This window comes from Paenibacillus sp. FSL M7-1455 (assembly GCF_038004655.1).
In the GTDB taxonomy this organism is placed as follows: domain Bacteria; phylum Bacillota; class Bacilli; order Paenibacillales; family Paenibacillaceae; genus Paenibacillus_AQ; species Paenibacillus_AQ cookii.
Map to the genome: position 1 here is coordinate 5,591,314 of NZ_JBBORO010000001.1, position 18,067 is coordinate 5,609,380.

Sequence of the window (18,067 nt, forward strand, 5' to 3'; positions counted from 1 at the left end):
CACCTGCTGAATGATAAAAAACAGCTAATCAATTATAGGTGTAGGCATTTGCCAATACGCCTACCTGACCATCCACATTCACTACTTTGACCTCTACGGGCCCTGTTACGGATGATGCAGGAACTCGAACCTGTAGATTCGTCGAACTAAAGTACGACGATCCGGCCAATACACCATTAATGTAAACTTTTGACCCGCTTTCGAAATTCGTACCTACAACGCTGATAATATTCCCTCCGCTCTTCGATCCATTATTGGGGGTTACCGAAGTAATCGTTGGGGCTGGCTTGGGAGCAGGGGCGGTGTATGTGAATCCCCCCGTTTGAACAACGGATTGGCCGTCACTGTTCAGAACCGTAACATCGACCGGTCCCACTGCCGTACTTGCCGGCACTTTTGCCCGAAGATCTGTAGAACTGTAAAATGTTGCAGGTGCTTGAACGCCATTAATCAGCACCTTACTGGTTGAAGTAAACGATGTTCCTATAATTGTTATCACCGTGCCGCCTGTATTCAGTCCGCTATTAGGCGAGATCGATGTAATCGTTGGCGGTGGAGGGAGCACAACATTAAGGCCTCCGCTCAAAACGCCTGTTTGGCCGTCCGGATTAATAACCGTAATATCAACTGCCCCCGGTTGGTTCCATACAGGAGTCCTGACCGCTAACTGGGTAGCGCTATAAAACGTTGCTGTAAGTTCAACAGTTCCCAATCTTACTTTTGCTCCATTAACAAAGTTTTTACCGGTAATCGTTACATTCGTTGGCGTGGTCGTAACTACGCTATTCGGCGAAGCGGATTCGACTACCGGGGCAGGAGGAGGCGGCGGTAGAATATACGTAAAACCATTTTCCAATACCGAAACTTGCCCATCCGGATTTTCGACCTTAACATTTACCGCTCCGCTAGTACTCCACTTTGGAGATCTTAGTTGCAACTCCGAGGAGGAGTAATATGTGGAGGCAATCAACGTATCATTGAAATACACTTTTGATCCGGATTCGAAGTTTGCCCCTTTTATAGAAACAATGACTCCTCCGGTTGTTTCACCACTATTAGGCGTCACGGCAGAAATAGAAGGCGCTGGTTTCGGAGGTGGCGCAATATACTTAAAGGCTTGTTGCAGTACTCCCTTTTGTCCATCAGGGTTAACAACACCTACGTCCACAGTTTCACCGCTAGTCCAAGAAGGTGTACGAATCATAAGTTCTGTACCGCTCATAAATGTCGCCGCGAATTCCTTTTGCCCCAACAAAACTTTAGCTCCGTTAACAAAGTTTTCACCTTTAATAGTGACTATAGTGCCACCTGCTTGCGGCCCGGAATCAGGGGAAACACTATGAACTACAGGAGCCGGCGGCGGTGGTGGAGTTTCAAAAGTGAACCCTTGTTGCAATGTCCCCAACTGCCCATCCGGATTTATAACCGTAACATCAACGGTTTCTGGATTTGTCCAAGCAGCAGTTTTAAATGTCAATTGAGAAGAGGAATTAAAGGTTGTTACCATTTCCTTATCTCCAAGTTTAACTTTTGCTCCATTAACAAAGTTAGCCCCAGTTAACGTTACCGTTGTCCCGCCTGAGATTAACCCTTTATTTGGCGAAAGAGAAATTACCTCAGGAGGTGGAGGGGCAATATAAGTATATGCATCCGCCAGAACGGATTCTTGGCCGTCCGGATTCACCACTTTAATGCTAATGATTCCTGCAGTAGACCATGCAGGCATCTTTACGCTAATCAGTTCTTTGCCCATGTAACTGAACGTCGTTATTGGAGTATCGTTGAAATACAATTTCAAGCCGTTGGCAAATTCAGTACCTTTAATACTTACAATGTTTCCGCCAGCCTGCGGCCCTGAATCAGGGGTTACGCTCAAAATGGAAGGACCTGGAGGAGGAGGCGGTGCAATATATAGGAATGCGTCGGCCAATACGGATTCCCTGCCATATGGATCAACAAGCTTGATATCTACCTTCTCAGCAGTGCTCCATGCTGGGGTGTTAGCTACGATTTGAGTTGCCGTTAAAGAGCTGATTGCAACTTCCTTAGTATCAAAATATAATTTTGATCCCGTCAGGAAATTGGTTCCTTTAAGGGTTACAGATGTTCCGCCGGCAGTTGGTCCTTCCGCAGGTGTTACCCCGCTCAATGTAGGAGCGGCAGGCAGCAAATACGTAAATGCGTTTTCCAATACAGCTTCCTGCGCATCCGGATTAACTACTTTCAAATCAACCGTGTCGGCTTGAGCCCATGCAGGCGTACGGAACTGAATTTCTTTATCCGATATAAAAGAAACGGCAGAAACTAATGTATTGTCTAGATATACTTTTGCTCCATTAAGAAAATGGGAGCCGCTTATTTTAACTACCGTTCCTCCGGCAACAAGGCCTTCTTTGGGCTCAATCCCCGTAATAATAGGTTGTGGATAGACGTAAGTGTACCCTTTGTCCAGCACATAATACTGCCCGTCCGGATTCAACACTTTAACTTTTACCGATTCGTTGGCAGCCCATGGCGGAGTCGTTATTGCCAGTTCCTTATCTGAAACGAAAGTCGCCGGCACTTGTACCGAATTAAAATAAACTTTGGCACCGTCAATAAATCTTGTACCATTTAACGTTACCGACTCGCCGCCCAGTGTAAAGCCGTGATCCGGCGTAAGCGACAATAATTCTGGACCCAGCACATAGGTATACCCTTTTTCAACCGTCACTTCGGTAGCATCAGGATTGATCACCTTAACGTCGACCGATTCGGCAACTGCAGAGGCTGGAGCTTTTACTACGATTAACTTCGGAGCTACCGAGACTACGGTGGCTGGCTGGTCGCCGAATTTCACTTGAACCCCTGTCAAAAAATAATTCCCTGAGATTTTGACCTCATTACCTCCCGCAAGCGGTCCGTAATTAGGATCAATGCTCGTAATAATCGGATCGGCCAAGTAACGATACGTTGCTGTCGCAAACTTGCCATCGTCATTCGTTACCTTAACTTCCACTTGGCCTTGAGCCCCGGCAGGTGTCGTTACCAGTAATTTTGTTGAATCAACGAATTGAACAGAAGTTGCGGGAGTGCCTCCAAAAAAAACCTTTGCGTTGTCTCGGAAATACTGTCCATTAATTTCAACGGTTTCTCCGCCTTTAATATTGCCGTTGTCTTTCACAACGGAAGTAATCGTCGGTGCTGGATAGCTTACAGTGATAATTGGATTTGCCGTATTATATTCATGAGGATTTCCGGAGTAATCTTTATACTTTACATTGATGTCTTGTGCGCCGACGGAAAGTTTCCCTACTTTAGCACCCGCCTTATGACGGATTTTATAGGATAATGTAAGAGTCTCTTTTTTCAACTCATTAAACTTCCACACTAAAGTGTTTCCTGTTACGATTGGCTGCGGAATATTATCTTTATAGGAGTCCGGCACAATCTCGAATTCAGGAGCTACTGTATCCGTTATGGTGACATCATAGGCGCTGGCCACGCCAATCTCATCCACAATGGCTCTATATATTTCCGCCAAACCTACAGAGCCGAGTACGAAATGATGGTGGTGAGCCGTAGTAGCCATATCCTTCATCAATAAATTCGGAGCGCTCGTATCCGGATTCTCGCTTTTCAACAAAAGCGCAATCGTATAAAAAACAATCCCTTCCGATTTGGCGGAGGAGGCTTGTTCGAGGGCAACCTGGCGAGCATAACTGTCAGGCGACGGTTCCGTAGCTTGTCCATCCGTCATAAGAATAATAACTGGTTGTGCATCCGCTCTATGATTTGCCAACAATTGTTGGGCTAACTTGATGGCATCCCTGGTTCCTGTTCCCCCGTTAGCTTTAATCCCATCAATATACTGCTTCAAAGCTGCTGGATCTGTTGACAAATCTTTATAGCTGGTATTACTTGCAAAGTCAACCACACCAACCCTGTGTTTTGAGAAATCGACTAAATCGATAAATCCTTTGGCAGCTTCCTTGGCGTTTTTCATTTTGTCTTCGCCATTATTCGGCGCGTAAGTCGGTGCCATGCTACCTGAGCGGTCTATGATTAATATAATATCATTTGGCTTAACAAAACTTACATCTCCTGAGCCTTGCACATTAAGCTTAATATCAGCCTCTTCGCCCGACAAAATCTTTGACGGTTCTACCGTTTTTGATACTTGTACCGTATCCGTGCTCGTAGCAGCTGCGCTAGCTGAAAGCGGAAATTGAGCGATTAGCAAGATGGTCGCCAATAATAAATACACTACCTTAGACAAGGGCCTTTTCACTCACGTACCTCCTATTTATTTTTTGTAATCAATAAAAAAGGCATCCTGACCATAGTAATTAGATATCTTTCCGTATTGATTCGTTACTCTTCTCTTCTTATCCAAAGCAGCTATCTGTTCACCTAAACTCGCTTTTTCATGTAAGATGTTACTGATGAGTTCATCATGCAATTTTTTTAAATTTTCTAGCTTTTTACGTTCCTCATGACTAAATTCCTGTTGTCTAAGATAATCAAAAATTTGGTCAATATCCCCTGCCTTTTCTTCATATCTTTCAAAACTAGGGTTAGTCAAAAGATCTTCGTAAATCGCCGAAGCTCGCTCAATAGCAGAAGATAGTTCCAAATTATACATTAGAAATACTTCCCCCTGTTTTCACCAATGTCAAAGCCTGCTTCCAGGTTTCGACCATTCCTCTAGCAAATTCTAATGTATCATCTAATACGGCTTCATCTTTGTTAATGATGAAATTAGTCAAATGCTGATTGTAAAACAAGTACAAGTCCCTTAGTTCATGAGAAATCTCATATTTAAGGTCTAATGTGATAATTAGTTCATTAAATATGCTTCTGACCTTATGCAATGCTTGGTTCAAGTCCTCATTCATGCCCAGAGAGTACAACTTTTTGGCTTTTAATAGCGTTTTTACGACCTCCTGGTACAACATCAACGTCAATTCTCCCGGACTTGCCGTCTCGACCTGAACTTTCAAATATTGCATGTGCTGTTGTTGAGCATTTTGCATGTTAACCTCTCCATGTAATTAATCTATTAAGCGTGTTGTAGGTATAAGATAAGATCATTATCCTAATTGAGAAGATAGCCATGAACCTTGGCTGTTAAGCTTTTGAAGGGCTTGCTCCATAGCCGTAAACTTTTTGTAATATCTCGTTTCAATATCTTCCAATCTGCGTTCCAAATCCGATTCTCTTTGTCCCAATTCCTTTAGTTGCTTCCCCAGCACACTATCATCGAGGGCTTCAATCGATCCGGAACCAATCTTTTTAGTAAAACTCGTCAACTGTTTTGTTATTTCTTCATAGATACGCTCGGCAAAGCCAAGCTCCCCTCTGCGTTTCTTGGCATTTTCCGGGGTATCGGCCTTTGTATCGGAGGTTTTGGCAAACAACTGAACGACTTCATCAAAACGAGTATTAATAGCTTCGCTTAATTTGGCTTCGTCGATTTCCAGCTTTCCGTTTTCGCGCCAGTCTGACTTCACTTTAATCCCTATGTCAGACAACATATCCAGTTGGCTTTTATCAGACAATTCAAGAGGTGTATTCAGTGCGGAACGAAAGGACCCAAGCGCTCCTGTTAGCAAGCTATCCTGATACAACGTACCGGCTCTTGCTTTTTTCTCCCACAGTTCGATTTCGTTCTCCGACATAGCGCTTTTTTCTTCGGACGTTAGAGGCTGATAATCCCGATTCCGCTTCGTGGAAGCAGCAGTGGAAAACAAGTCAATTATTTCATTATATTTGTTTACGAATTCCTTGATTTTGTCGATCGCTCCGCTACGATCCGTAACCGCGCTAATGGTAGCTTCGCCGCTACCTCGCAGCGTCACTTGGGCACCGTTAATCGTTACGGTATTAGAGCTTGACTTTATGGGATCCCCGCCGTTAACGGTAAATTCGGCATCATCGCCTGTGACTGACAACTTGGAAGTATCCAATTTAAAAACCTCAACCAATGCGTTAGTGCCGCTGTTCGAAGTAATTTCGATTTTGGAGGAAGACCCTGTCGAACTTGAACTAAGGTACAGCACTCCGGTTGATCTGTCAAAACTAGCCTTTACTCCGGTTTTGGCAGCATTGCCGTTGATATCTTTCACAATGGAGTCGATTGTTGATGTACCGGAAGTTATCGTAATATCTGCCGATCCCGATGAGCCGGTAATTGTCACTGTACCGCTTACGTTCACCGGATCAGCCGTCGATTGTGTCACTTGGCCGCCGATAATTGTTGCCGACGTCGCCAATTTCGTGACGTTAACCTTGCTTAAACTCGGGTTTGCTCCACCGGACGCTACCTCTAATACACCGGAATTGGAGGAGCTGGCTTTTACGGTTTGGAAACTCGATTCAAAACGCAGATCATTAACTGCGGTTCGAAAAGATAACAATGCTGTGTTCATCGATCGATAATCTTCGCGCTGCCAAAGGGTGAACTGCTTTTTCTTTTGAATATTGCTAAGAGGAATTCTTTCAGCTTTCATTAAATCTTTGATTAAGTTATCCGTATCCAGCATTCCGCTAAATCCGGTTAATCTAATTGGAGAGGCCACGGCATTTTCTCCTTTCTAAATTCTCTCATCCAAAAACACACCCACTTGAACGCACATGTTATACATCATGTCCAGAAGTTTTTCCCGAGGAATTTCGAGCACGACCTCATTGGTCTCATTCGAGACAACCGAAACCATGATTGTGTGGGTTTTTTCATGGAGCTTCACTTTAATATGAGTTCCGGCTTCAGCTAAATTTTTGTTCAATTTATCTGCCAGTTCCTCTACCGTATATTTCTCTTTGTTTGGTGCGTTTCCCGATTCAGACTGACTCAACAAAGCGGAGGAGTGAATATCTTTCAACCCTGGTATTAGGAACGCAGATGTTGAGTTGTGCTCAACCTTCACCCTTTTCCCTCCCATTCACTCTCGTACGAATATAGAAAAAAAGCCGACCGGTTTCCCGGCCGGCCTGAATTGGAAATTAACGAAGCAATTGCAGAACCCCTTGAGGCTGCTGATTCGCTTGAGCCAACATTGCCGTTGCAGCTTGTTGCAGAATGTTGTTCTTCGTGAATTCGGACATCTCTTTGGCCATATCAACGTCACGAATACGGGATTCAGCTGCTTGAAGGTTCTCTGCTGTAGTTCCCAAGTTGTTGATCGTGTGTTCCAGACGGTTTTGGACAGCACCAAGATTCGAACGGATCTCGGAAACCTTGTTGATAGCCACTTGTACGGCAGACAAGTTGGCGGCTGCATCCGTGTTCAGAGCAGTACTAGCAGACAATGCAGTCAAGCCTGCGCCACCGAATTGAACGCTCAATGCCGTTGCCAGAGCTGCAGTCAGTCCGAGAGAAATCGTTTCGTTGCTGTTAGCGCCAACTTGGAATACTACGTTTGTTACCGTTCCATCAAGCAATTTCTTGGTGTTGAACTGGGTTTGGTTGGCGATCGCGTCGATTTGTTGAGACAACTGTTGTACTTCGCTGTCAATCTTCGCAGCGTCCGTAGTCGTCAAAACTTCGTTCGCACCTTGAACGTAAAGTTCAGCCATACGTTGCAGCATGGCATGAGTTTCGTTCAACGCACCTTCAGCCGTTTGGATCAAAGAAATGCCGTCGAGAGCATTTTTATTTGCCTGTTCCAAACCGCGAATTTGGTTGCGCATTTTTTCGGAAATAGCCAGGCCAGCAGCATCGTCAGCTGCACGGTTAATCCGGTATCCCGAAGAAAGCTTTTCCAAAGATTTCGAAGATTGAGTGTTGTTGAAAGACAACTGACGCTGAGTGTTGTAAGAGCTAATATTGTGGTTAATACGCATGTTAAAATTCCTCCTTGGAATGTCGACGGCGCTTCCATGCGCCATCCTCTATTAGATTGATAGATTCAGGTTTACGGCCGTTAAAACCTAGCTATCATCTCTTAATTTATATATCGGACGAACCAAGATTTTCTTTTATAGCTAAACGCATATTATTTTTCATTTTTCTTATTTTTTAAAACCTGGCTTAATAATTGCTGGGCGTTGTCTTGAATGGCGGCCGCGCTCCGGTTTTGGTCCTGAAGCGCTTTGTAAATTTCCTCGCGGTATACCGTTACCTCAGGAGGAGCGTCGATCCCGATACGCACATGGTCTCCGGACACTTCCAAAATAGTCAACACGATATCGTTATTGATGACGATTTTTTCCCCTTTACTCCTCGATAGAACAAGCATTTACTTCTCCCCCCCTAGCAAGGAATGCTGAATGGAATACGGGGAGTTGTCCAATACGATTTGCACGGCATTTTTGTTACGGGTATTGAATATAATCGGCGCCTTCAGGTTCGCGGTAATGTCGCTTTGGGACCTGACCGTCAGAATCACTTTCACTTCAATGTCTTCGGCCGAGTCAATGGAGAGGCGTTCCTTCCACACGTCACTCAAGTCAAATTCGTATTCCGGAAATAAGGTGAAGGGATCGACCACAATGAACGTAAGGTCAGGTTCGCCGACCGCCTGCAAATATTCAAAAATATCCTCCGATTCCTGGTGAAGCACAATATATTCACGGAGCTCAGGAAAGCCGAATAAAGGTTCGATGAACCGATAGACTTGCTGCTGCGGAATATCCAGTTCGCCGAACCGGGTCGAAGTTATGATCATGGTTAAATACCTCCATATAAAAAGATAGTCGTACTTGAGCGGTTGCCAATTACAACTATCTTATCACTGTCATTTAGATCACTGCATCCATGGATTGGCCAGTGACACTTATGGATATAAAGTTCTTCTGAATCAGGTAAGGATTGACCTTGCCAGGATAATAATCTACGACAGGTTTGCTCGTTTTGACGTCAAAAGTAACGGATCCCGGAACGTAATTCATGTGTATTTTAGATGGAGTATATGTAATGTCTACGTTATCAAACCCCGGTTCGCCGCATATCTCGATCGGATATTCACGAAAAACCTTATCCCTGGCAATCTCCCCAAAGGCTCTTTCTTTGTGCTGAATTTGCATCATGCGGTCCCCATCGCTTGCAATATTGCCGATATTTTGATACGAAATTCGCAATGCGCTTTGGGCAATCCGGTCATTCATCTCCGCAATGCGGGACACGCCGAGTGCAGACCAGGCTTTCCGGGAATCGATCTCAAGCTTGGACTTTTCCGTGTTTATCTCCAGCCGTCCGGGTTCTTGTTTCATGTTCAGCTCAGGTCGTGGCTGCTCGATGCTGTAATGTCCCCGTGTCGTTTCCAGACCAATTTTACTGTATCCTTGCTGAATTTGTATCCGGGGGATGTTCATGGCTACCTGACTCCTATCTTAAAAAGTCCATCAGGCTTGGTCTGATAATGCGCGCCATGGTGTCCAGGGAAGCCTGATAAATGCTCTCTGCCGTCTTCAGGTCGGAAATGACGGACGGCATGTCCACATCTTCGGCTTTGGATTGAAGACTGATATAGTTCAAATTCAAGTCATCTAGGCGATTCAGCGTGAATTCAAGACGGTTTTGTTTTCCGCCGACTTCCGCCTGGGTTGTGATGATATTTTCAAGGTTTTTTTGCAAAGCGGGGATTGCAGCTTGGATTCCTGCCGTGCTGTCTCCCAACAATGCTTGCTTTAGGTTATCGACGACTTTAAACAGTCCGTTCGGATCGCCTGAAACACCGAAAATTTTATCCCCGTTCGTATTGACCCCGACATAAATCCCCGCACCGATTTGGTATTCGACCTCACCTTGGTCGAGGCTGTAAGGTTGGTTGGCTGGATCGTCAGGGTAAGGCTGCTCGTTTACACGTTCGCCGTTAAAAATATATTTCCCTTTAAACTGCGAATTCCCGAGCGAAACGAGCTGTTTGTACAATTCGTCCACTTCTGCAGCTATGTTCTTCCGCGCATCCGCCGGCACCGTATCCGTTCCGCCTTGGACGGCCAGTTCCGAAAGTCTTTGCACGATTTGGGTTGCTTCCGTCATGACGGTGTCGCTGAACTTCATCCAGGAATCCGCGTCCTGGACGTTTTCGTTAAATTGCGTGGTCGAGCTGATTTCGGCTCGATATTTCAGGGCGCTGGACACGCCGACCGGATCGTCGGAAGGGCGATTCAGGCGGCGCTGGGTCATCAGCTGCTCCTGCGTTTTATCCAATCTCCGGTAGTTGGTTTGCAAGTTGCTCATCATCGAGCTGTTCATCATCGACTGTGTAATCCGCATGAGTTCATCTCCTATCTACGCTGGGTTTATCTGCCTACGATGCCGGTGCCGTTGATCAGCTTGTCCAGCATTTCGTCCATCGAGGTAATGATCCGGGATGACGCGCTGTAAGCATGCTGGAATTTAATGAGGTCGGACATCTCTTCGTCCAAGGAAACGCTGCTGACCGATTGCCGCAGGTTGTCCGCGTGTTGAACGAGCAGAGTGCCGTTGTCCATCATTTTCGCGGCATGGTCCGTGTCGGTTCCAAGCTGGGCGATCACCGACTGCAGATATCCGCCGAACGTCCCCTCAGCCGAAAGGGCGCCGTTATTATTGTTCGGATTAAAATTAAACTTCTTCTCGGCGAGGCCGGCAATAAGAAGCGCCAAATCTCCGTTTCCTTGAAGAACCTTGGTTTGCGTAACCCCGTTTGCGGTGACGGTTTCCGTCCGCATCGAAGCGGCGATGTTTTTCAAATCCGCCAGGATATCCGAATTCACTCGAATGTTAGCCGCCGTGAAGGCGTTGGAGTTATCCGAAGTCACGAAAAAATCTTTCCCCGGGGTTGCCGGATCGGCAAGCGTATACCCGAGTTTATGCAGTCCGTTCAGCCCGTCGACCGTATATTTCACGTCGGCTGCCAGCTTGCCGGGCACGTTAGGATCGAACTGGGCATTCGGAATGGTAACGCCCGGAGGGATCATCGAACCTGCGGGCAGCGTCACCTCAACCTTGCCGGTAGCGAGCGTATTGGCCATAATGTCAAGCTGTTTGGCGTATTCGGCCACGTGTACGTCCCTGGATTGGAAATATCCCGCGATTTCCCCCTTCGTCAGGTTGGCTGCGTCCGCCGCCGTGATTTGGGTGGAGGTTTGCCCGTCGACCACGGCCGTCGTCCCGAAAATCACCTGATAGTTATCGTCGGTTTCGGTCACTTGAACGTTGCCGAGCTTGGACAGCTGGTCCACAAGCAGATCCCGTTTGTCGCGAAGATCGTTGGCATTGTCCCCGAGCCCTTCGATGCGGGCGATCATCAGGCTGAGATCGGAAATCTGCGTAATATAGTTATTCGCTTCGTTCACCTTGACGTTGATTTTTTCCGTAATATTGTCTTTTAACATGCTCAGCTGAGATGCGATATGATTAAACGTTTCGGTCAGGGCGATGGCTTTCTGCTGAACCACCGTACGCGCAGACAGGTCCGTAGCGCTTGGATTTTTGCTGAGCTGCTGCCATGCATTCCAAAATTCCGAGATGCTCGTGGCTATGCTGTCCTCCGAAGGCTCGTTAATGATCCCCTCGATGTTGGACAAGGTTTCCTGCTTGACCGCCCACGTCGCTTGATCCGTATTTTGGTTGCGGTACTGGACGTCCAGCAGCAAATCCCTGACGCGCGTAATGCTGGTTGCTTCGACCCCCATGCCAAGCTGCCCCGGTGCCGTCGACATCAAGAGTCCGGGATAAAACAGCGGCCGGGATGCTTCCAAGTGAACCGTTTGTCTCGAATATCCCGGAGTATTGGCATTCGTCACGTTTTGGCCCGTCGTGTTCAGTGCCGTCTGCTGCGCCAATATCCCCCTTTTCCCAACTTCTATGGAATGAAACGTTGACGTCATCCTTTTTCCCCCGCTTCTTATGCTCTTGCATCAAAAAAACCGCGGTTATTGCCGCCCGTCGTTTTTTGCTGCGCTGGATTTTTGTATAACATGTCATCCTCGGGACGACTGACGACCAGATTCAACGAATAATCGATGAATGCCAAGGATTGATCTATTAGCTCTTTGTTTAACTGATTTATGTTTTTTAAGGTTACAAGTGTTTCCGTCAGTCGTTTTTGGGCATCAATCAAATTCTGCTTTTCTCCCGGCTCGAACACGAGACGCGTCAATTCCGTGATGGTAAGCTGAAGCTTGGAACGGATTCCCTTCTCGCGCAAAAATGCCAGCATGGCCTCCTCGCGCTTCGCGTCGTATTCCGCAATCTGCTTCATCAGCCGGGTCTCGCGCGTCATGATCTGGGTGAGGGCTTGGATGTCATTTTGGATAATGACCTGCTTTTTCTCTTCTCCGGCCTGAATCATTTCGTTATACGCAGCGTTTAATTGATCCATTGCGACGATGACCTGCTCTACGCTCACTCTTTGTCACCTGATTTACTGTAGGATTTGAAATACGGCATCAGCTTCTCGGCGAGCTTGCCCGCATCCACATGGTAGGTTCCCGTCGCCACGGACTCTTTCAGCTGCTGAATTCGTTTGGCGCGTTCCGGGTCCTGGGCCCGTTTGGCGTCATCCAGCATTTCGAGAGCTTCCGGCGAAAAGGACACCTGGTCTGTTTGCCGTTTCTTTTTCTCAACATGATGTTCGCGTGATTCCACATTTCGCTGGTATGGATTAATACCGCCTAACCGTCCTGTGTCGTTCACTTTCATGTTTGTTCACCTCACTTTGAATAAAAAACGTCTATCGCTGCGACTTGTTGCGGACAGGCCGCTTTTGCAGAAGTTCCCTTGCGAATATAGGTTAGCTTCGGCATCGCTGCCAATAGAAGACGCTATATTCTAAAAGAAAAATGTCTGGCGTTTGTATTTTCTCCGAAGATAGGTCGCGTTTCACATGTTGCTTTTGATACGGATCGGACTTCGCCTTAGTTGCATGAAAACTCAAAAGTTTCCGTATCTAAAAAGACAACCGATAAGCTTTACTAAGTTTATCGGTCGTCATAGAAACATTGTTAATAGCTTATGTTGTTTTTAGGCTATTGGTACGTCATTTATGAAATTTATCCACGACGCGGTAGGCTCCTTCGCCTGCTTCCCCCGTGCCTAACGTCTTATTTGACTCGCTGCTCGCGGCCCGGGTCAGCTCCTTCGTCAGCCGAGTGCGACAAGAGTCGCACATATGCCCCTCGCGAATCAAGGTTCCGCATACCTCGCATGGATACATCAAATTCGGGGCGTTCATGACGGAAATGCGGCCCTCGCGTATAAACCGGGTGATCTGCTTGACCGAGACTCCGGTCGCCTCGGAAAGCTCCTGAATCGTTGCCCCTCTCTCTTCACGCAAATATTGAACGCAAATCTCGTATTCATGTTCAATATCCTTGATGCAGTTTGGGCATATGTCTCTGAAATTAGCCGCAAACAATTTGCCGCAGCGGGGACAATTTGCCAGATTCATGTTTTACGACCTCCCGTGTTTCCTCAAAAGGATGGCCAAATTCGCGAAAAACCGTTTCGAATTGTGACGGATCCTTAAAGTACAACAAATATGATATACCACTAGATTACCTTATTCTCCCGCACTTCGTCTATCCCTCAAATCTTCTGAGCGAATTCCGTCACATATTTAAACCAGACATTTTGATAACTAACGGATTTAGCCCAAAAGATTTCCATGAAAATATCCCGGAGACGTTTGCTCTCTACAAACTCCGGACATGCGCAAAAGCCCGTTACGAACGGGCCCAGGTCAAACTATAGATTTCGGGATCCATGCCGGTCTCCCGCCTGACGCCCTGCCGGATCACGGTCGCGCAGGCATTAAGGGTGCCGCCGGTCGTATAAATGTCGTCTACGATCAAAATCCGCATCGTTCCCGGGACGGCATCCGACGGAGGGATAACCCGGCTGCTGTTTTCACAAATATGAAAACCCCTTGCGCTAAACTCAAAAGCGCTTCGCATCGATTGGATTCGCTCGAGCCGTGTTTTGAAGCTTTGTTTTTCGGTATGCCTGCTTCGCACAAGCAGGTCGGCGACCGTAAGCCCGTGAAGCCGCCCCAAACCTTCGGCAAACACCTGAGCCTGGTTGAATCCCCGCTCCGCGAGCCGGGCTGAACTGACAGGGACGTACGTCACGAGATCCGGCCGCCAAAGCTGGTCAGTTCGGGACAGGCTGGGTTGCCGCTGCAAGGAAGAGATCTCGTGCTGCATCCTCACAAAAGCATGGCTGAGCATTTTTACGATTAACGCTGCGTATCTCTCATGTCCCCGGTATTTATACTGGGCGAGCCATTCCCGCATCATCTCGTTGTATCTGACCGCGCTTCGGTTCATGACAAAAGACCGCAGCCGGGCATCGGGCCGCAGGCAATCCGGACAGCCGATGGCTCTCCCGCAATACGCGCAACGGGGCCGAAAAATCCACGGGATCGCCCCGGCGCAGCGCCGGCATATCCCCGGCCATTCCCGAACGAGTTTCGTCCTGCTGCCGCATGTCAGGCAAACGTCTCCCGGCGGAGCCAGAAGCTCGCGAATAAATCGGGAAATGGATGAACTTAACGAACTCATCTCGCATTACCCCTCCTAATGATTGAAAAAATATAGGCAGGCACGGCATGGACATTCTCTCGTTGTGAGCTCAATGGACGGGAAAATCCCCCCGCGCGTCACTTAGAAGGATCTGCCCAGGAGTCCTTCAAAGATACCCGTTTTTCCGCGCAATGCGATTCATGCTTTTGATTTGGTTGACGGCTCTTTTCTGCGAAATCGTCCACTGCGGCGAGGCAAACACGACCCGGCCTGCCGGGTCCTCGGCGGAACGGCCTGCCCGGCCGGCCATTTGCACGAGCGAAGCTTCGTCAAAAAGGCTGCTGTCGGCATCCGCGATAAAAACGTCGCTGCGCGGAACCGTCACCCCGCGTTCCAAAATCGTCGTCGTCACCAGCAGCCTGATTTCCCGCCGGCGAAACCGCGTCACTTTCTCCGCGCGGAAGGGGTCCTCCGATGAAGTGCCTTCGATGCGGACCCCGCCCAACATCCTGCGCAGGATGGCGACAAGGGGATCGATATGCCGAATGCGGGAAACGAACAAAAAAATTTGCGCCCCCCGCTCCAACGACAGACTCAGATGGCTCGACAACCGCTTTAAAAGCATCGGCTGGCGCAAACATTGCTCGATGCTTTTGAGCGCGATCCGCTTGGGAACCGGAAGGGGATGCCCATGAAACCGGACGGGCACTTTCGCATGCGGCAGACGGCCGCGGGCCGCTTCCTTTTGCAAAGGGCGCGGGGGCGTTGCGGACAGATAAACGAACTTTCCGTCCGGTTTGCAAGCATGCTCGGCCGCATAAGCCAGCATCGGGTCGTTATGGTAAGGAAAAGCGTCAAGTTCGTCGATGACGACCAGGTCAAAGGCCTGATAAAAACGCATCAGCTGATGGGTTGTCGCCAGCGTCAGGTCGCCTTCACGCCAACGTTCGTCGCTGCCTCCATACAAGGTGACGATCCGCGTGTCCGAAAAGGCTTTGGCCAGCCGGGGCGCTAGCTCCAGCACGACGTCCCGGCGGGGCGTGGCCACCAGCACGCGGCCGCCCCTCTCCAATATCGCGCCGAGCAGCGGAAAGATCATCTCGGTTTTGCCCGCGCCGGTGACGGCCCATAGAAGGAAGCGGGCATGTCTGGCGGGGGCCAGCGGCCGCTCCGCTCGGCCGCCCGGGGCCGCGGAGCCCCTGCGGGGCGGCTCCGCCAGGAACCCCAGCGCGGCGCAGGCGGCATCGCCCTGCGCCGCGCTCAATCCCCACCGCCCGCGCACCGCGGCGGTGGACGGCCCGGCCGCTGCGCGCACGGCCGGGTCCCTCGCTGCTGAGCGGAGCAGCAGCGAACAGGCGCGACTGCGCCCCAGAGCGAGGCACGCCTCGCAGTAGGCGCAGTCCGCGCGGCCGCACGCGGCGCATGCCGTGCGGCCCGTGGCTTCGCTGCCGCAGCGCCGGCACCGGGGGAGCCTCGGGCGGCCCATGCGCAGCAGGCCGCCTCCCCGACGCGGGCCGGCATCCGCAAGGCCCGCGTCCAGCGCCAGCCGGCCCTGCAGGCTGGCCAGCTGGGCGGCGCTGTGCCAGGCGCCAGCAAGGCCCGGCGCCATCTCCTGCAGCAGCGCGTCGACCTCCGCTGCGAGCAGCGATCTGCCGCTGACCTGCGCGACCAGCGCATCGGACATTCCGCCAAGCTCGGCCAAAGCACCGGCAGCCTGTCCCGGTCCGGCGGGACGCTCCAGCAGGCGCAAAACCTGCTCGGGCACCGACTGGCGAAAATCCCACATCCATACCCCGCTGCCGTTATGCAAACTTTCCCCGGAACCGCCGAATAGCGCTTGTCCACCAACGGCTGCATCCCCATTCGTCCCCCGGCCCGCTTCCTCTTCCATCCGCTCGCGAAACCAGAGCCCCCACTTCCGCGGATCCCATCCGTTCATATCCGTCCGCGGCTCAAAACGCTGCTCCAACCGGACTGCCGAACTTAACGCGGTTGCCGCGGACAACAATACCATCCTGGCGGAACCTGGCGTCGCGCAAAACCGCTGCCCCCACCACAGAACATCCACCCGCAAATCCAGCGAACGTCTTATTCTCCATTTCCCTTCATGCACAACGGCATAAACTGCCACCCGCACGCGCATCCCTCCTTAGAAATATTCTCGGCCCAAATGTATCGCCGCGTTCCAATCGGGCTTGTCCCAATCCGTCCGATCCGCAACATTTCGCCGATCATGACCGTCAATATTGTTGAATTAAGCAAAAAAGCACACCTCCCCGGTTCCCCGTTAAGAAGTGTGCTTCACATCGGAATACTCCCTATGCCGCTGTTTGCGGGCTTCGTCCTAGACATAGGGAATCTGCCTCGCTTCATGCGGATTTCGCAAATCGATCGTCGTTACATCCGAATCTTCGGAACCGCCAGCACGGCTTAAGACCGATTCATCGGTCGTCACGGACAGCTCCATGCCGGCCAACCCCTTAAGCCGTCTGACAATGCCAATCGTGGCATCATCCGAATGGAGATCGAGCACCGTTAGGCGAATTCTTTTGCCCGTCACCCAGGCATAAAAGCCCAGAGCGCGGACATACCATTCGATTTGGCGTTCATGGTTAAACGTGACGAGAATATAGTGAATTGCGCGCCTTTCCCGGCGCTTTTGCCAGGCATGAAAGGCATGAACCGCCGCAATCGCTGCCATATACACCAGAAGGATGGACAATAACGGGGTCAACATGCTGACTCACCTCCCTGTTACCAACAATATATGCTGGTCGCAGCAGGTCGGTGAATGAAAGCGCATCAGAAGCCCGCACCCTTTTGGGCGGTCACGTCCATAGCCTATATCCCGTGGGAAATTTCACAAACAATGGCAGCCGGAACCAGAAGTTCCAAAGCTGCTCAGCGTCATAGCGTTACCCAACCGTATTTGATCGAGTTGATGACGGCTTGCGTGCGGTCGTCGACCTCCATCTTCTGCAAAATGCTGCTGACATGGTTTTTCACCGTTTTTTCGCTAATGAAGAGGTATTCCCCGATCATTTTATTGCTCTTGCCCTCTGCCATCAGGCGCAGCACCTCGGCTTCGCGGCGGGTCAACGGATTATTTTCCCCGGCAACGAATTTAACTCCGGCTTCCCTGACGCCGCTTTCCGCCATGGCTCCCGTTTCGTTCAGGAACGTCATGCGGCGCAGCTGCTGGATCAATTTACCGGTGACTTTCGGATGAATAAAAGCGTATCCTTCCTGCACCGAACGAATCGCATTGATCAGCGACTCCGCCTCCATGTCCTTCAGCAGGTAACCGTTAGCGCCTTTGCGGAGCGTTTCGAATACATAACTTTCGTCGTCGTGAATGGACAGAATGATGACCTTCACGTCCGGAAACAGCTCACGCAGCTTCTCGGTCGCCTCCACGCCGTTTTCGACCGGCATATTGATGTCCATGAGCACGATGTCCGGTTTTTCTTCGTTGCAAAATTCCAATACTTGAATGCCGTCCCCGCATTCGCCGATGACTTCAATGTCATCCTCCATGTTCAAAATGCGCTTCAGACCCTCGCGAAACAATTGATGATCGTCAGCCAAAAGGACTTTAATGGTTGTTTTGTCAGAATCCCTGTTTTCCATCCTG

The 18,067-nt window shown here is 49.6% G+C and carries 18 protein-coding genes; all 18 read right to left on the reverse strand.

Going from position 1 to position 18,067, the window contains the following annotated elements; all coding sequences use genetic code 11:
• Positions 1–28: 28 nt before the first annotated feature.
• Positions 29–4,270 (reverse strand): IPT/TIG domain-containing protein, encoded by a 4,242-nt coding sequence (locus tag NYE48_RS25595; RefSeq protein WP_341000357.1) that lies wholly within the window; start codon positions 4,268–4,270, stop codon positions 29–31.
• 15 nt (positions 4,271–4,285) lie between these two features.
• Complete coding sequence (locus NYE48_RS25600) at positions 4,286–4,624, reverse strand: hypothetical protein (protein ID WP_341000358.1); 339 nt, start codon at positions 4,622–4,624, stop codon at positions 4,286–4,288.
• Positions 4,617–5,015, reverse strand: coding sequence for a flagellar export chaperone FliS (fliS, locus tag NYE48_RS25605; RefSeq protein ID WP_341000359.1), 399 nt, complete (start codon positions 5,013–5,015; stop codon positions 4,617–4,619). The genes NYE48_RS25600 and fliS overlap by 8 nt, the downstream gene beginning before the upstream one ends.
• Positions 5,016–5,072: 57 nt before the next feature.
• On the reverse strand, positions 5,073–6,560 hold the full coding sequence (gene fliD / locus NYE48_RS25610) for a flagellar filament capping protein FliD (RefSeq protein WP_341000360.1): 1,488 nt from the start codon (positions 6,558–6,560) through the stop codon (positions 5,073–5,075).
• Positions 6,561–6,575: 15 nt separating this feature from the next.
• Positions 6,576–6,908, reverse strand: coding sequence for a flagellar protein FlaG (locus tag NYE48_RS25615; protein WP_341000361.1), 333 nt, complete (start codon positions 6,906–6,908; stop codon positions 6,576–6,578).
• 76 nt (positions 6,909–6,984) lie between these two features.
• A complete protein-coding gene (locus NYE48_RS25620; protein ID WP_341000362.1) occupies positions 6,985–7,824 on the reverse strand; it encodes a flagellin N-terminal helical domain-containing protein in 840 nt (279 codons plus the stop codon).
• A gap of 152 nt (positions 7,825–7,976) precedes the next feature.
• Positions 7,977–8,219 carry a carbon storage regulator CsrA gene (gene csrA / locus NYE48_RS25625; RefSeq protein WP_341000363.1) on the reverse strand — a complete coding sequence of 81 codons (243 nt, stop codon included), beginning with the start codon at positions 8,217–8,219 and terminating at the stop codon, positions 7,977–7,979.
• Entirely contained in the window at positions 8,220–8,648 is a 429-nt protein-coding gene (gene fliW, locus NYE48_RS25630) for a flagellar assembly protein FliW (protein WP_341000364.1), read from the reverse strand.
• Positions 8,649–8,721: 73 nt separating this feature from the next.
• Complete coding sequence (locus NYE48_RS25635; RefSeq protein ID WP_341000365.1) at positions 8,722–9,294, reverse strand: DUF6470 family protein; 573 nt, start codon at positions 9,292–9,294, stop codon at positions 8,722–8,724.
• A gap of 13 nt (positions 9,295–9,307) precedes the next feature.
• On the reverse strand, positions 9,308–10,201 hold the full coding sequence (flgL, locus tag NYE48_RS25640) for a flagellar hook-associated protein FlgL (RefSeq protein WP_341000366.1): 894 nt from the start codon (positions 10,199–10,201) through the stop codon (positions 9,308–9,310).
• Positions 10,202–10,227: 26 nt separating this feature from the next.
• Positions 10,228–11,799 carry a flagellar hook-associated protein FlgK gene (gene flgK, locus NYE48_RS25645; protein ID WP_341000367.1) on the reverse strand — a complete coding sequence of 524 codons (1,572 nt, stop codon included), beginning with the start codon at positions 11,797–11,799 and terminating at the stop codon, positions 10,228–10,230.
• A gap of 17 nt (positions 11,800–11,816) precedes the next feature.
• Complete coding sequence (locus NYE48_RS25650) at positions 11,817–12,320, reverse strand: flagellar protein FlgN (protein ID WP_341000368.1); 504 nt, start codon at positions 12,318–12,320, stop codon at positions 11,817–11,819.
• The gene (gene flgM, locus NYE48_RS25655) at positions 12,317–12,613 is read right to left on the reverse strand and encodes a flagellar biosynthesis anti-sigma factor FlgM (protein ID WP_212949832.1); all 297 of its coding nucleotides are present in this window, start codon (positions 12,611–12,613) and stop codon (positions 12,317–12,319) included. The genes NYE48_RS25650 and flgM overlap by 4 nt, the downstream gene beginning before the upstream one ends.
• A 337-nt stretch (positions 12,614–12,950) precedes the next feature.
• Positions 12,951–13,361 carry a TIGR03826 family flagellar region protein gene (locus NYE48_RS25660; protein WP_212949831.1) on the reverse strand — a complete coding sequence of 137 codons (411 nt, stop codon included), beginning with the start codon at positions 13,359–13,361 and terminating at the stop codon, positions 12,951–12,953.
• Positions 13,362–13,635: 274 nt separating this feature from the next.
• Complete coding sequence (locus tag NYE48_RS25665; RefSeq protein ID WP_341000369.1) at positions 13,636–14,472, reverse strand: ComF family protein; 837 nt, start codon at positions 14,470–14,472, stop codon at positions 13,636–13,638.
• Positions 14,473–14,599: 127 nt separating this feature from the next.
• Positions 14,600–16,576 carry a helicase-related protein gene (locus NYE48_RS25670; protein ID WP_445324046.1) on the reverse strand — a complete coding sequence of 659 codons (1,977 nt, stop codon included), beginning with the start codon at positions 16,574–16,576 and terminating at the stop codon, positions 14,600–14,602.
• Between the two features lie 201 nt (positions 16,577–16,777).
• On the reverse strand, positions 16,778–17,170 hold the full coding sequence (locus NYE48_RS25675) for a hypothetical protein (protein ID WP_341000371.1): 393 nt from the start codon (positions 17,168–17,170) through the stop codon (positions 16,778–16,780).
• A 170-nt stretch (positions 17,171–17,340) separates the two neighbouring features.
• Positions 17,341–18,063: a response regulator transcription factor gene (locus NYE48_RS25680; RefSeq protein ID WP_036715364.1), complete on the reverse strand. Its 723-nt coding sequence runs from the start codon at positions 18,061–18,063 to the stop codon at positions 17,341–17,343.
• Between the last annotated feature and the right edge of the window lie 4 nt (positions 18,064–18,067).